A 12,431-nucleotide genomic window follows, 5' to 3' on the forward strand; every position below is an offset into this window, starting at 1 on the left:
TCGAAACGATTCGACGGCTAGTGGCGGATGCGGGCCCACGGTGTGAGACTGGGGCGATGCGCGTGCACCTGAAACTCGTCATCGACTGCGATGCGGATGCCGCGTGGCGGGCACTGCACTCCCCGCGCGCCGTCGCCGAACTGTACGGCCCGTTCCTCGCGCTCGAACCGCTCGCCGCGGAAGGGCTGCCGACCACCCTCGAGGCCGGCGCCGATGTGCCGGTGCGCCTGCGCGCGCTCGGCGCCTCGCTCGGCGCGCAGCTGATCCACATCAGCGACCGCCGCGTCGACGACGCCCACGGTCCGGTGCGCATCATGCGCGACAGCGGCATCCCGCTGACGGGACCGCTGGCCGCCCTCGACGTGTGGGACCACCAGCTCGCCGTCGCGCCCGCGCCCGGAGACCCCGGCCGCACCCTGTGGCGCGAGCGGCTGGTGATCGGCGGGGCCGCGGCCCCGGCGTTCTGGCCGGTGCTGTGGGGCGTGTGGCAGTGGCGCGCGGCGCGCATCCGCGCCCTCGCGCCCACCTGGGCCCACGACCCCGAGTCCGCCGGCTGACACCCGCGCAGCGCGCCGCCCCGGTCCCGGCCCACCCGTGCGGGCGCGACCGGGACCGGGGCGTGCGGCTTACTCCGCCAGGGCCGCCACGGGGCTCACCCGGGTGGCCAGGCGCGTGGGCACGACGGCGGCGAGCGCGGTCAGCACCGCGGTCGCGGCGACGACCACCGCCAGCGTGACCCACGGCATCCCGGGGGCGACGAACGTCGGCGACGACCAGTCGGGCGGGATCTGCACCGACCCGAGCAGCGACTGCGCGCCCGCCCAGCCGTAGGCCACGCCCAGCAGCAGCCCGAACAGCAGCGAGGTCACCGTCACGTGCGCCGCCTCGAGCAGCACGACCCGGCGCACCTGGGATGCCGTGAGCCCGAGCGCCCGCAGCAGTCCCAGTTCGCGGCGACGCTGCACCACCCCGATCGTCAGCAGGTTCACCAGGCCCACCGCGGCGATGATCGCCGACACCCCGACCAGGCCCATCATGACGCCGGTGAAGGTGTCGAGCAGCTGCGCCATCTCGACGGGCATGTCGCCGCCGCCCGAGGCGGTGATCACCCCCTTCACGCTCTCGTTGGCGACGGCGAACATCGTCACCAGCGCGACGCCCATGACGACGCCGATCGCCATGCGGCTGGAGCGCTCGGGGTAGCGCAGCGCGTTCTCGGATGCCAGTCGTGCCGGCACCGACGAGCCGAACAGCCGCCCCGTCAGGCGCAGCAGCGGGGGCATCACCTGCACCGCGCCGAGAGTCAGCCCGGTGAAGGAGAGGAGGCCGCCGGCGAAGGCGACGATCACCCCGGCCGGGGTCACCAGGCCCGCCACGATGCCCAGCGCCAGCAGGGCCAAGCCCGTGACGACCAGGCCGATCGCGGCGATCGCCCGACCGCGCGACGAGCTCGCCTCCTCGTGGCTGCGCGGCGTCGACCCGGCGAGCGCCTGCAGCGGCGTCACCGTCAGCACCCGCCGCGACCCCGCCCAGGCGGCCGCGCCGGTGACGGCGGCCACGACGACGGCGGGAACGAGCAGCACCGGCTGCACGACCGACACGCTCGCGGCGATGTCGAGCACGGTGCGCGCCACCTCGATCAGCCCCCAGGCCGCAAGCGCAGCGCCGACCAGCCCGATGGCCGCGCCGATCGCGCCCACCGTCAGCCCCTGCCGGGCGATCTCGCTGCGCTGCGAGCGCGCCGAGGCGCCGATGAGGCGCAGCAGCGCGATGCGGCGGGTGCGTCCGGCGACGATCGTGGCGAAGGTGTTGGCCGTGACGATCGCGGCGACGTAGACCGCGACGCCCAGCAGCAGCACGCTGAGGATGCCGACCACGATGGTCACCGTCTCGCCGCCGCCGATGTAGGGGTCGCTGCGCAGCCACTGGCCGAGGAAGGCGGTGGTGCTCAGCAGCAGCACGCCGAACGCGGTGGAGATGGCGGCCACCAGCACCGTGGCCCCCATGCCGCGCTCGCGCAGCCAGGCGGTGTCGACGCGGCGGCGCGGGGCTGCCGTCGCGGCGGGCCCGGAGACCGCGGTGAGCGCACTCATGCCGGCACCTCGGCGGCGAGCATGTGAGCCGAGATCTGCTCGGCGCTCTGCCGGGGCTTGTCGGCGACGAGACGTCCGTCGCCGAGGAAGAGCACGCGATCGGCGGCGGCCGCGGCGATCGGGTCGTGGGTGACCATCGCGATCGACTGCCCATGCTCGCGGCTGGCGGCCGCCAGCAGCGCCAGCACCTCGCGCCCGGAGCGGGAGTCGAGGTTGCCGGTGGGCTCGTCGGCGAAGACGAGGTCGGGGGCCGTGGCCAGCGCCCGCGCGATCGCGACGCGCTGCTGCTGACCGCCCGACAGCTGGTGCGGGCGGTGGCGCAGCCGCGGCCCGAGGCCGAGCGTGTCGACGAGGCCGTCGATGCGGGCGCGCTCGAGGGCGCTGGGACGCCGGCCGTCGAGGTCGAAGGGCAGCAGGATGTTGCCGATCGCGTCGAGGGTGGGCACGAGGTTGAACGACTGGAACACGAACCCGACGCGGCGGCGGCGCAGCACCGTGAGCTCCAGGTCGGAGAGGTCGGTGATGTCGGTGTCGCCGATCCACGCCCGCCCCGACGAGGGCGCGTCGAGGCCGGCCATGATGTGCATAAGCGTCGACTTGCCCGAGCCCGACGGGCCCATGATCGCCGTGAACTCGCCGCGACGGATGCCGACGGTCACCCCGTCGAGGGCGTGCACCCCGGTCTCGCCGGTGCCGTAGGTCTTGGTGAGGCGCTGGACGCGGGCGGCCAGGCCCAGCTCGCTGGTGGTGATTTCCATGTGGCCGACGCTACGGACGGGCCCCGGCCCCCGGCATCCGCCCCCGGTCGCTGCCGGATACATCGCACGGATGATCTGACCGGCCGCTGCCGGCACCGGCGGCGCGGTGCGCGTCAGGCGAGGTTGTGCTCGAACGCGAAGACCACCAGCTGCACGCGGTCGCGCAGTCCGAGTTTGGTGAGGACGCGGCTGATGTGGGTCTTGACGGTGGCCTCGGAGAGGAACTCGCGCGCGGCGATCTCGGCGTTGGAGAGCCCGCGGGCGGCGAGCGCGAAGATCTCGCGCTCGCGCTCGGTGAGGGCCGCATAGCTCGGCGGGGCCTCGCGCACCGGCGCGGTGAACTGCGCGAACAGCTCGCGGGTGGCCGCGGCGGCGATCACCGACGACCCGGAGTGCACGGTGCGGATGGCGGCGAGCAGGAACTCGGGGTCGGCGTCTTTCAGCAGGAAGCCGCTCGCCCCCTGCCGGATGGCGCGGGCGGCGGCCTCGTCGAGGTCGAACGTCGTGAGCATCACGACGCGGGGCGGGTCGGGGCGCTCCAGCAGCTCGGCCGTCGCTGCCAGACCGTCCATCACCGGCATCCGGATGTCCATCAGCACGACGTCGGGGCGGGTCTGCTCGACGACCGCGATCCCCTGCCTGCCGTCGCCGGCCTCGCCGACGACTTCGAGGTCGGGCTGCGAGTCGATGACCATGCGGATGCCGGCGCGGAACAGCGCCTGGTCGTCGACGAGCACGACGCGGATGGGGCCGCTCATGCGACGCTCCGGAGGGGAAGGGTGGCGATCACGGCGAACTCGTCACCCATCGGCGAGGCCTGCAGCGCCCCGCCCACGAGCGCGGCCCGCTCCCCCATGCCCACCAGGCCGTGGCCGCCCGAGGCGGCACGGTGCCCCGGCGCCAGCGCGTTGCGCACGTCGATCTCCACCCGGTCAGGATGCCACGACAGCCCGACCCGCACCGGACCCGCCCCGCCGTGGCGCAGCGCATTGGTGAGCGCCTCCTGCAGGATGCGGTAGACCGCCAGCTGCACCGCGGCCGGCGGCTCGGCCACCGGCGCGGGGTCGACGTCGACGCGCAGGTCGACCGCGGCGGCGCGCACCTGCGCGTACAGCGTCTCGAGGTCGGCGAGGGTGGGCTGGGGCCCTTCGGTCTGCGAGTGGCGCAGCTGCGTGAGCAGCAGGCGCACGTCGGACAGCGCCGCCCGCGCCGTCGTGGAGATGGTGCCGAGGGCCGCGGTCGCCGCATCCGGGTCGTGCGCGGCGGCGTAGCGCGCGCCGTCGGCTTGGGCGATGACGACCGCGAGCGAGTGGGCCACCACGTCGTGCATGTCGCGGGCGATGCGCACCCGCTCCTGCTCGGCGGCCGCCTCGGACTCGGCGCGCACCTGCGCGGCCCGGTTCTCGCGCCCGCGGATCACGGCGCGCACGAGCGCGCCGATGGTCCACGCCAGGCCCAGCCCGAACAGCGCCGCGACGAGCACGGCCACGGCGGTGGCCACATCGGCCAGTGCGAGACCCCCCGTGACCCCCACCACGCGGGCGTAGAGGTAGACGACGATGGCGGCCGACCCGACGAACACCGAGACGAATCCGGCCCAGAAGGTGCGCCGGCCGCCGTAGGCGGCGCTGGCGTACAGCGCGATGAACACCGGCAGGTCGGTGGGACTCGGGTCGCGACCGAAGGCCATCTGGATGATCGCCCCCACCCAGGCCGCCGTGAGGGCCAGCGCGGGCGAGACCGTGGTCAGCGCGAGGCTCACCGCCATCGCGACCACGAACAGCACCGTTGACAGCGCGTTGAAGGCGAGGTCGCTTCCGGCCGAGAGCTCAAGGAAGAACGCGACGACCGCGAACAGGCCTGCCACGCTCACGCTGACGATCAGGCGGGGGCGGGACACGTCTCGGAACACCCTTCGACGCTACGCGAGGCGGCATCCGTCCGGCATCCGCCTGGCGATGTATGCGGTCGCGGCGGGGCGTGGAGGAGGGCGGGCGCGTCAGCGCGGGACGGCGGCGCGGTTCTCGAAGAAGGTCTGCAGCACCACGGTGGTGCGGGTGTTGACGGCGGCGGCCTGGCGGATGTCGCGGATGAGGGCCTCGAGATCACGCGGCGAGGCGACGCGCACGAACAGCATGTAGGCGGCCTGGCCGGCGATGGAGTGGCACGCCTCGATCTGGGGCAGGTGCTCGAGCAGCTCGGGGGCGTTGTCGGGCTGAGCCGGATCGAGCGGGGTGATCTCGATGAACGCCGACAGCGGCACGCCCACGACATCGGGGTCGACCACGGCGCGATAGCCGGTGATCGCCCCCCGCGCCTCGAGCCGCTTGATGCGCGCCTGCACGGCCGACACCGACAGACCCGACTCGGCGGCCAAGCGGGCGAGCGTGGCGCGGCCGTCGGCGGCGACCACGCGCAGGAGTCGCAGGTCGATGTCGTCGAGGGCGGATGCGGGCACGACAGGAGAGTACCGGAATTCTTCCGGCGAGAAGGGCTTGCAGCCGATGCGTTTCCTAGACTCCGAACGACGAAAGGACGAGCCATGACGATGACCACGCCCCGTGCGCCCGGCGAGGACCGCGCCACCGCCGACCTCGCCCGGCACCCCGACTGGCTGGCGCTGAAGGGCGCCGCCACCGCGCTGCAGCAACTGCAGGCCGCCGACGGCGCGGTGCCGGAGGCCACCGACCACCCCGTCGCCCGCGCCCACGTCGCGGCGATCGTGGCGGCCATCGAGGCGCTGAGCCCACTCTTCCCCCACGACGCCGACTACCTCGCCGCCCTGCCGGTGGACTTCCGGCGCTGGGTCGACGGCGGCTTCGGCGTGCCCGACTTCCTCGACGCCCTCACCCGCTTCCAGCCGCAGCGGGATCGGGTCGACGGTCTCGCCCACCTGGTCGTGTTCCCGATGTACACGCAGAACGGCTCGCGCAGCCGCCTGGTGGAAGCAGTGCTGTGCGAGGTCATCTGGCCCGAGTTCATCGACCGGCTCGAGACCGAGTACACCAACGGACTGTTCGTGTCGCTGCGGTTCATCGACTTCACGCCCGGATACGACACGAACTCGGCGGTGCTGTTCCCCGAGACGGTCGCGATGCGCGAGATCCCGACCTTCACGTGGGGGGCGATCTTCCAAGACCGCGAGGCCGCGCGCTACCGCCGGGTCGTCGCGGCCGCGGCGCGCATCACCAAGCTCGATCTGCCCGAAGCGGCGGCGCGCATGCTCGCCGACCAGCAGCTCACCGAGAAGACGTTCGTGATGTGGGACCTCATCCACGACCGCACGCACATGCGCGGCGATCTGCCGTTCGATCCGTTCATGATCAAGCAGCGGATGCCGTACTTCCTGTACTCGCTGGAGGAGCTGCGCTGCGACCTCACCGCGTTCCGCGAGTGCGTGCGGCTGCAGCAGCGGCTGGAGGCGGCCGGCGACCTCGACGAGGTCGATGTCGAGCTGCGCAGCCAGGCCGTGCTCGTGCAGTACGCGGTGATCTTCGACCGCATCTTCCGGTTCGCGATCACCGGCGCGCGCGTGCGCAACTACGACGGCCTCGGCGGGCAGCTGCTGTTCGCGTGGCTGCACCAGCGCGGCGTGCTGCACTGGACCGACACCGCCCTCACCTTCGACTGGGACGAGGTGCCGGCCGCGGTCGTGGCCCTCGCCGACGCGATCGACGACCTCTACTGGCGCTCGATCGACCGCCCCAAGACGGCGCACTGGCTGGCCGCCTACGACCTCGTGCGCGGCGTGCTGACCCCGCACCCGGCCTCGCAGTGGGCGCGGGGGCTGCCCGACGAGGTGCTCGCCGGTCCCCCGGCGGGCTACACCGACGCCGTGCGCGACGACGAGTTCCCACTGTCGATGTTCTACGAGGCGCTGGAGAAGAAGATGCGCGCGGTCATCGCCTCGACCGCGGGCATCACCGGACGCACGGCGGACACGGACCCCGCCACCTGAGCACGGCCCCGAGCGCGCTACGCCCCGTCGACGTCGGCGGAGCCCGCGCGGGAGTGCACGGCGGGGGCCGGCGTGCCGTCGGCGGGGACGGATGCCGGCTGGTCGACGTACTCGGCCGACAGCGTGCGATAGGCCTTGGTGGTGAAGGCGAGGGCGGCGATGACGATCATCACGATGCCCGCGAAGAAGAACACCAGCGCGATGCCGCGCGCTTCTCCGTCGCCCAGGAGCCAGCCCCACGTGTCGCGCCCGGCGTCGGAGTTCATGTAGGGGATGATCCAGAACTGCGCCAGCGGCGCGATGAGGAACGCCGTGACGGGCGCCGCTGCCGCTTCGAAGGCCTGCGCGAACCCGAACACCCGCCCCTGCGTCTCGTAGGGGACGACCTTCTGGATGACGGTCTGCTCGCTGGCTTCGATCACCGGGATGAGGCACATGTACGCCCAGATGCCGACGATGTACAGCCAGCCCCACTCCCGCACCGTGAACAGCGACCCGAGCGCGCCCATCACCATGACGAACAGCAGCATGGTGCGGATGGGGTTGCGGCCGAGCCCGAACTTGGCGATGAGACCGCCGCCGATGATGAAGCCGGTGGCGGTGATGCCCAGGATGACGCCCCACCACTCCACGGGGAACAGCGTCAGGCCGTACGGGTCCATGAGGGCCATGTACACGCCGCCGACGAGGTTGTTGAGCATCGAGAACAGGATGAGCGCGAACAGCCCGCCGACGGCCGAGACCGCCCGCCAGCTGCCCCGCAGGTCGATGAGCGGCGCCTTCTCGGCGGGCGCGGCGGGCTCCCGCTCGGGGATGCGGATGATCAGCAGGTGGAGGAACGCCAGCACCGTGAACACGATCGCCAGGGCGAGGGTCCACCCCATGCCGAGCAGGCCCACCGACAGGCCGCTGAAGATGCTGGTCACCATGAACGCCATGCCCTGCACGGTGCCGACGAGGCCGTTCGCGTTGGCGTGGCGCTCGACGGGCACCAGCAGGGTCACCGTGGTCGACAGGGCGATGTTGCGGAGGTTCTCGATGACCGCGCCGGCCAGCAGCACGGTGGCGAACAGCCAGAACCAGGGCTGACCGAGGTCGATGAGCGCGTCTTCGCCCAGCGCGATCCACATCGCCCCGCACACCAGGAAGGCGGCGAGGGTGATGACCCCCGAGACGAGCATGACGCGGTGCTTGCGGTGACGGTCGACCACGGTGCCGAACAGCATGCCGAACAGCGCGATGAGCAGCATGTAGGCGCCGCCGATGAGACCCGTCGCCAGCACCGACTGCGTCTCGAGGTAGGCCCAGAAGGTGAGGGCGAACCACAGGTAGCTGGTCGTCACGTTGGCGACGGCGGTGGTGATGAGCACCTGCAGGAACACGCGCTCGCCGCCGGGCGGCGCGAGCTCGGTCGCGCCGCCCGCCTCGCTGACGTCGACCTCGGCGGTGGCGTCGGAGGCGGCGGCGCGGGGCTCGGACGGGGTCACGGCCGACGGCCCCCCGGTCGGGTCGGTCATGCGGCGAGGATAACGCGGACCGCCGACATGCGGAACCGGGTGACAGGATGACAGGCATGACCCACCCCGTGCACGGTCGCACGATCCTGCTCGCCGGCGGCACCAGCGCCGCCGGACGGGTCGTGGCGGCAGCCGCCGTCGAGGCCGGGGCGACGGTGCTCGTCGCCGGCCGTGACGCGGCGAAGCTCGACGCCCTGCGCCGCGATCTGCCGCCGGTCGGCACCTTCCGCTGCGACCTCGCCGACGAGGGCGATGTCGCCCGGCTCGCCGCCCGCGTGCACGACGCGCACGGCCCCGTCGACGGCGTGCTGCACCTGGTCGGCGGCTGGCGCGGCGGCGGAGGCCTGGCCGGTCAGTCCGACGCCGACTTCCGCGCGCTCGAGGTCTCGCTCACGGCGCTGCGCCACGTCAGCCGGGTCTTCGACGCCGACCTGCGCGCGGCGCCCGCCGGGCGGCTCGCGATCGTCTCGTCGACCGCGGTGGCCCGTCCCCTCGCCGGGGGCGCCGCCTACGCGGCGGTGAAGGCCGCGAGCGAGGCCTGGACCCGCGCGGTCGCGCACGGCTTCGCGAAGGACGCCCGCGATCGCGGGGTGCCGCCGGCCGCGGCCTCCGTCGTCTTCCGGGTGCGCGCGCTGGCGGGGCTCGAAGCGGCGCTGGCCGCGGCCTTCCTCGGGCTGTGGGGGCAGCCGGCCGACGCGGTCAACGACCGCATCGTCGAGCTCGCCTGACCGGCCCCGCCCGGGAGGGGGCCGGCGTCGTAGGCTGGACGATCGTGATGACCCTGCACGACACCAGCATCCGCAGCTTCGCTAGCGACAACTACTCCGGCGTGCACCCCGACGTGCTCGCGGCCGTGGCCGCCGCCAACGACGGACACCAGCGCGCCTACGGCGAGGACGACTACACCGCGCGGCTGGCGGAGGTGTTCACCCACCACTTCGGCGAGGGCGTGGAGGCCTTCCCGGTGTTCAACGGCACCGGAGCCAACGTCGTCGGGCTGCAGTCGATGCTCCCCCGCTGGGGCGCGGTCGTGGCGGCGACCACCGCGCACATCAACGTGGACGAGGGCGGCGCGCCCGAGCGCGTCGGCGGCATCAAGATCCTCGGTGTGCCCACCGACGACGGCAAGCTCACCCCCGAGCTCATCGACCGCGAGGCGTGGGGCTGGGGCGACGAGCACCGCGCACAGCCGCTGGTCGTGTCGATCACGCAGTCCACCGAGCTCGGCACCCTCTACACGCCCGACGAGATCCGCGCGATCACCGACCACGCCCATGGGCTGGGCATGCGCGTGCACCTCGACGGCGCGCGCATCGCCAACGCCGCCGCCGCGCTCGGCCTGCCCCTGCGCGCGTTCACCCGCGACGTCGGCGTCGACGTGCTGAGCGTCGGCGGCACCAAGAACGGCGCCCTGGGCGCGGAGGCGATCGTCGTGCTCGACCCCGCGGCATCCACGGGTCTGCAGTACCTGCGCAAGCTCAACATGCAGCTGGGCAGCAAGATGCGCTTCATCTCGGCGCAGCTGATCGCGCTGCTGGACGGCGACCTCTACCTGCGCAACGCGCGCCACGCCAACGCGATGGCCGCGCGCCTGCGCGCCGCGGTGGCGGCGGGGCTCGGCGACGGCTCGATCGCGGGCGTCGCCTTCACCCAGCCCACCCAGTCCAACGGCGTCTTCGCGACCGTTCCCGACGGCGTCGCCGACCGGCTGCGCGAGCGGTTCCGCTTCTACGACTGGGATGCCGCGAAGAACGAGGTGCGCTGGATGTGCTCGTTCGACACCGACCCGGGCGACATCGACCTGTTCGTGGCCGAGCTGTCGCGGCTGACCACCGCGCGCTGACCCGACGCCGCCGCTGCCGCTCCTCCGCGGGGCGGAGGCAGCGATCGGCGAGGGGGTCGGTCAGGCGTTGTCGGCGGCCTCGACGATGGCCTCGGCCTCGTCGATGACGGCAGCGGCATCCTCGGCGGGCACGCCCGCCACGGTGACTGCGGATGCCGAGGCCGCGGATGCCGAGGGCGCGGTGTCGGTGCGCATGAGGTCCTTGACCTCGGCCATGAAGCTCGACAGCTGGTGCTGCTGCCAGCGCAGCGAGCGCGCGCGGTCTTCGGCGTCGCGCAGCACGCCCTGCGAGTGGGCGGTGACGGTGTCGATGATCTTCTGCGCCTTCACCCGCGCCCGCTCGAGGTGCTCGCGCGCACGCACATCGGCATCGGCCTCGATCTGCAGCGCCTGCGCGCGCATCAGGCGGTCGAAGTCATCGGCCTTCGCCGAGACCCGCTGGGCGTGGTCGAGCGACGCGGCCACCTGGTCGTTGGCGTCCTGCGTGATGCGCTCGGCGTGGGCGACGGCCTGGTTGTGGAGGGTGAGGAACTCCTGCTGCGCGTCGTCCTGACGGCGGGTGAGGGACTCCTCGAACTCGAGGGTGCGCACGCGCAGCTCGCGCACGGCGTCTTCGGCCTCGGCGCGCTGCTGCTCGGTCTCGCGCGCCACCAGCGCCCGCAGCGACGCGGCGCCCTTCTCGGCCTCGGTGCGGATCGCGGCGGCCTCCTGCTCGGCCTGCGACACCTTCTCGGCGGCGTGGGCGGCCTGACGCTCGAGCTCGGCCTGGTGCGCGGTCAGCTCGGTGTCGATGCGCAGGCGCACCTGCTGGGCGTCGTGCTCGGCACGGGCGCGGATGGCCTCGGCATCGGCCTGCGCCTGACCGCGCCGGTTCTGGGTCTCTTCGTGCGCGGCCTCCATGAGGCGGTCGGCCTGGATCGACGCGTTCTTGATGATGACGCTCGCCTGCTCTTCGGCGACGTGCAGCACCTCTTCGAACTGGTGCCGGTTGGCCGACTCGCCGGGGGCGGCGACGAGCTCTTCGGTGAGCGCCTGCACCTTCTCTTCGGCGTTGGAGGCCTTCGCCGTCTCGACGGCGAGGTCGGCCTCGAGCTGCTCGACCTTCTTGGCGTGGGTCTTGGCGGTGGCCACCGCCCGCCGGTAGCGATCCTTGAGGTCCTCCACCTCGCGGGCGAGCGCGTCGGCCTCGCTCTTGGCGCCGCTGAGCTCGCCGGTGTGCGCGCTCTGGCGCGACGAGAGCGCGGCGATCGCGGCATCCACCTCGCTCTTGTCGTAGCCGCGGAACACGGTGGTGAACGCGCCCCCGCCTTGGCCGGACGAGGCGCTGATCAGCTCGTCGAACGGCGACGGATCCTGGTCACGGGACGAAGGCTGATCGGGCACGGGCGCACTCCGGTTTCACGCAGGGGCCGCCGCGGATCCTTCACGCGACGACGGGGTGGATGCCGGCCCCGGGTAGGCCGACAGGAGGAAGGATACCGGGTCGCGGGACCCGCGTGAACACGCGGTCGGCGGCGGGTGCGGCGGGTGGGTGGGGCGGCGGTCGCCGGGTGGGTGCGGGGTGGGTGGGGCGGCGGTCAGCGCAGGGCCCCGACACTGGCCAGGGCCAGGCGCACGAGGGTGCCGCGGCCGCCCTCCATCTCGGCGGCGAGAGTGTCGGATGCGGCCTCTTCGGGCGGCATCCAGGTGACCTCGAGGGCGTCTTGGCGCGGCTCGCACGTGCCGGTCACCGGCACGACGAACGCGAGCGACACGGCGTGCTGGCGGTCGTCGTGGAAGGCGCTGACGCCGGGGATCGGGAAGTACTCGGCCACCGTGAACGGCAGCGGCTGCGGCGGCAGCAGCGGGAAGGCCATCGGCCCGAGGTCGTTCTCGAGGTGACGGAAGAGGGCGTCGCGCACCGTCTCGCCGTAGCGCACACGCCCCGACACGAGCGTGCGGGTGATCTCGCCGACGGGGGTCGCCCGCAACAGGATGCCGACCTCGGTCACGGTGCCGACGCCGTCGGTGCGCACCGGCAGCGCCTCGACGTAGAGGATCGGCAGGCGGCGTCGCGCCTCGGCGAGCTCGACGTCGGTGAGCCAGCCCGGGTTGGCCGCGTTGCCGGGCGCCGGCGAGCCGAACGACCCGTCGCCGAGCGGATGCCCGGACCGTCCGAACCCGTCGCCGAGCCCGCGCAGCGGGTCGCGGGGATCCTCGTCGCCGCGCTCGTTCGGGTCGGGGTCGGGGGTGCGAACGGCCATGGTCCATGTATACCTCAGC

Annotated in this window: 12 protein-coding genes; 4 read left to right on the plus strand and 8 right to left on the minus strand. The window is 73.2% G+C overall.

What is annotated here, in order from left to right:
* Positions 1-56: 56 nt before the first annotated feature.
* Positions 57-557 (plus strand): hypothetical protein, encoded by a 501-nt coding sequence (locus tag N3K63_RS02345; protein ID WP_261578348.1) that lies wholly within the window; start codon positions 57-59, stop codon positions 555-557.
* Between the two features lie 69 nt (positions 558-626).
* Here N3K63_RS02345 and N3K63_RS02350 read toward each other — a convergent pair whose 3' ends face one another.
* The 5 genes from N3K63_RS02350 to N3K63_RS02370 form a co-directional block, all read right to left on the minus strand.
* Positions 627-2,093, minus strand: a complete 1,467-nt coding sequence (locus N3K63_RS02350; RefSeq protein ID WP_261578349.1) for an ABC transporter permease — start codon at positions 2,091-2,093, stop codon at positions 627-629.
* Entirely contained in the window at positions 2,090-2,851 is a 762-nt protein-coding gene (locus N3K63_RS02355; RefSeq protein WP_261578350.1) for an ABC transporter ATP-binding protein, read from the minus strand. The genes N3K63_RS02350 and N3K63_RS02355 overlap by 4 nt, the downstream gene beginning before the upstream one ends.
* Before the next feature lie 113 nt (positions 2,852-2,964).
* Complete coding sequence (locus N3K63_RS02360) at positions 2,965-3,609, minus strand: response regulator (RefSeq protein WP_261578351.1); 645 nt, start codon at positions 3,607-3,609, stop codon at positions 2,965-2,967.
* The gene (locus N3K63_RS02365) at positions 3,606-4,763 is read right to left on the minus strand and encodes a sensor histidine kinase (RefSeq protein WP_261578352.1); all 1,158 of its coding nucleotides are present in this window, start codon (positions 4,761-4,763) and stop codon (positions 3,606-3,608) included. Before N3K63_RS02365 ends, N3K63_RS02360 begins: the two co-directional genes overlap by 4 nt.
* 87 nt (positions 4,764-4,850) lie before the next feature.
* Positions 4,851-5,309, minus strand: coding sequence for an Lrp/AsnC family transcriptional regulator (locus N3K63_RS02370; RefSeq protein ID WP_261578353.1), 459 nt, complete (start codon positions 5,307-5,309; stop codon positions 4,851-4,853).
* Positions 5,310-5,399: 90 nt separating this feature from the next.
* Between N3K63_RS02370 and N3K63_RS02375 the strand changes: the two genes are divergently transcribed.
* Positions 5,400-6,809, plus strand: coding sequence for a DUF6421 family protein (locus tag N3K63_RS02375; RefSeq protein ID WP_261578354.1), 1,410 nt, complete (start codon positions 5,400-5,402; stop codon positions 6,807-6,809).
* A 17-nt stretch (positions 6,810-6,826) separates the two neighbouring features.
* Here the strand turns inward: N3K63_RS02375 and N3K63_RS02380 are convergent, their stop codons facing one another.
* Positions 6,827-8,296, minus strand: coding sequence for an MFS transporter (locus tag N3K63_RS02380; protein ID WP_390895095.1), 1,470 nt, complete (start codon positions 8,294-8,296; stop codon positions 6,827-6,829).
* A gap of 86 nt (positions 8,297-8,382) precedes the next feature.
* Between N3K63_RS02380 and N3K63_RS02385 the strand changes: the two genes are divergently transcribed.
* A complete protein-coding gene (locus N3K63_RS02385; protein ID WP_261578356.1) occupies positions 8,383-9,054 on the plus strand; it encodes an SDR family NAD(P)-dependent oxidoreductase in 672 nt (223 codons plus the stop codon).
* A gap of 44 nt (positions 9,055-9,098) precedes the next feature.
* Complete coding sequence (locus N3K63_RS02390; RefSeq protein WP_261578357.1) at positions 9,099-10,169, plus strand: threonine aldolase family protein; 1,071 nt, start codon at positions 9,099-9,101, stop codon at positions 10,167-10,169.
* A 60-nt stretch (positions 10,170-10,229) separates the two neighbouring features.
* On the opposite strand, the gene N3K63_RS02395 is transcribed toward N3K63_RS02390, so the two are convergent.
* Entirely contained in the window at positions 10,230-11,552 is a 1,323-nt protein-coding gene (locus tag N3K63_RS02395) for a cell division initiation protein (protein WP_261578358.1), read from the minus strand.
* Positions 11,553-11,746: 194 nt separating this feature from the next.
* Positions 11,747-12,412, minus strand: a complete 666-nt coding sequence (locus N3K63_RS02400) for an NUDIX hydrolase family protein (RefSeq protein WP_261578359.1) — start codon at positions 12,410-12,412, stop codon at positions 11,747-11,749.
* Positions 12,413-12,431 lie beyond the last annotated feature (19 nt).

It is taken from the genome of Microbacterium festucae (assembly GCF_025421715.1).
Lineage (GTDB): Bacteria > Actinomycetota > Actinomycetes > Actinomycetales > Microbacteriaceae > Microbacterium > Microbacterium festucae.

Bases quoted from the DNA above. Each gene is read 5' to 3' on its own strand.
- N3K63_RS02355 (WP_261578350.1), bottom strand. From the start codon at position 2,851: ATGGAAATCACCACCAGCGAGCTGGGCCTGGCCGCCCGCGTCCAGCGC.
- N3K63_RS02400 (WP_261578359.1), bottom strand. From the start codon at position 12,412: ATGGCCGTTCGCACCCCCGACCCCGACCCGAACGAGCGCGGCGACGAG.
- N3K63_RS02385 (WP_261578356.1), top strand. From the start codon at position 8,383: ATGACCCACCCCGTGCACGGTCGCACGATCCTGCTCGCCGGCGGCACC.
- N3K63_RS02350 (WP_261578349.1), bottom strand. From the start codon at position 2,093: ATGAGTGCGCTCACCGCGGTCTCCGGGCCCGCCGCGACGGCAGCCCCG.
- N3K63_RS02360 (WP_261578351.1), bottom strand. From the start codon at position 3,609: ATGAGCGGCCCCATCCGCGTCGTGCTCGTCGACGACCAGGCGCTGTTC.
- N3K63_RS02375 (WP_261578354.1), top strand. From the start codon at position 5,400: ATGACCACGCCCCGTGCGCCCGGCGAGGACCGCGCCACCGCCGACCTC.
- N3K63_RS02345 (WP_261578348.1), top strand. From the start codon at position 57: ATGCGCGTGCACCTGAAACTCGTCATCGACTGCGATGCGGATGCCGCG.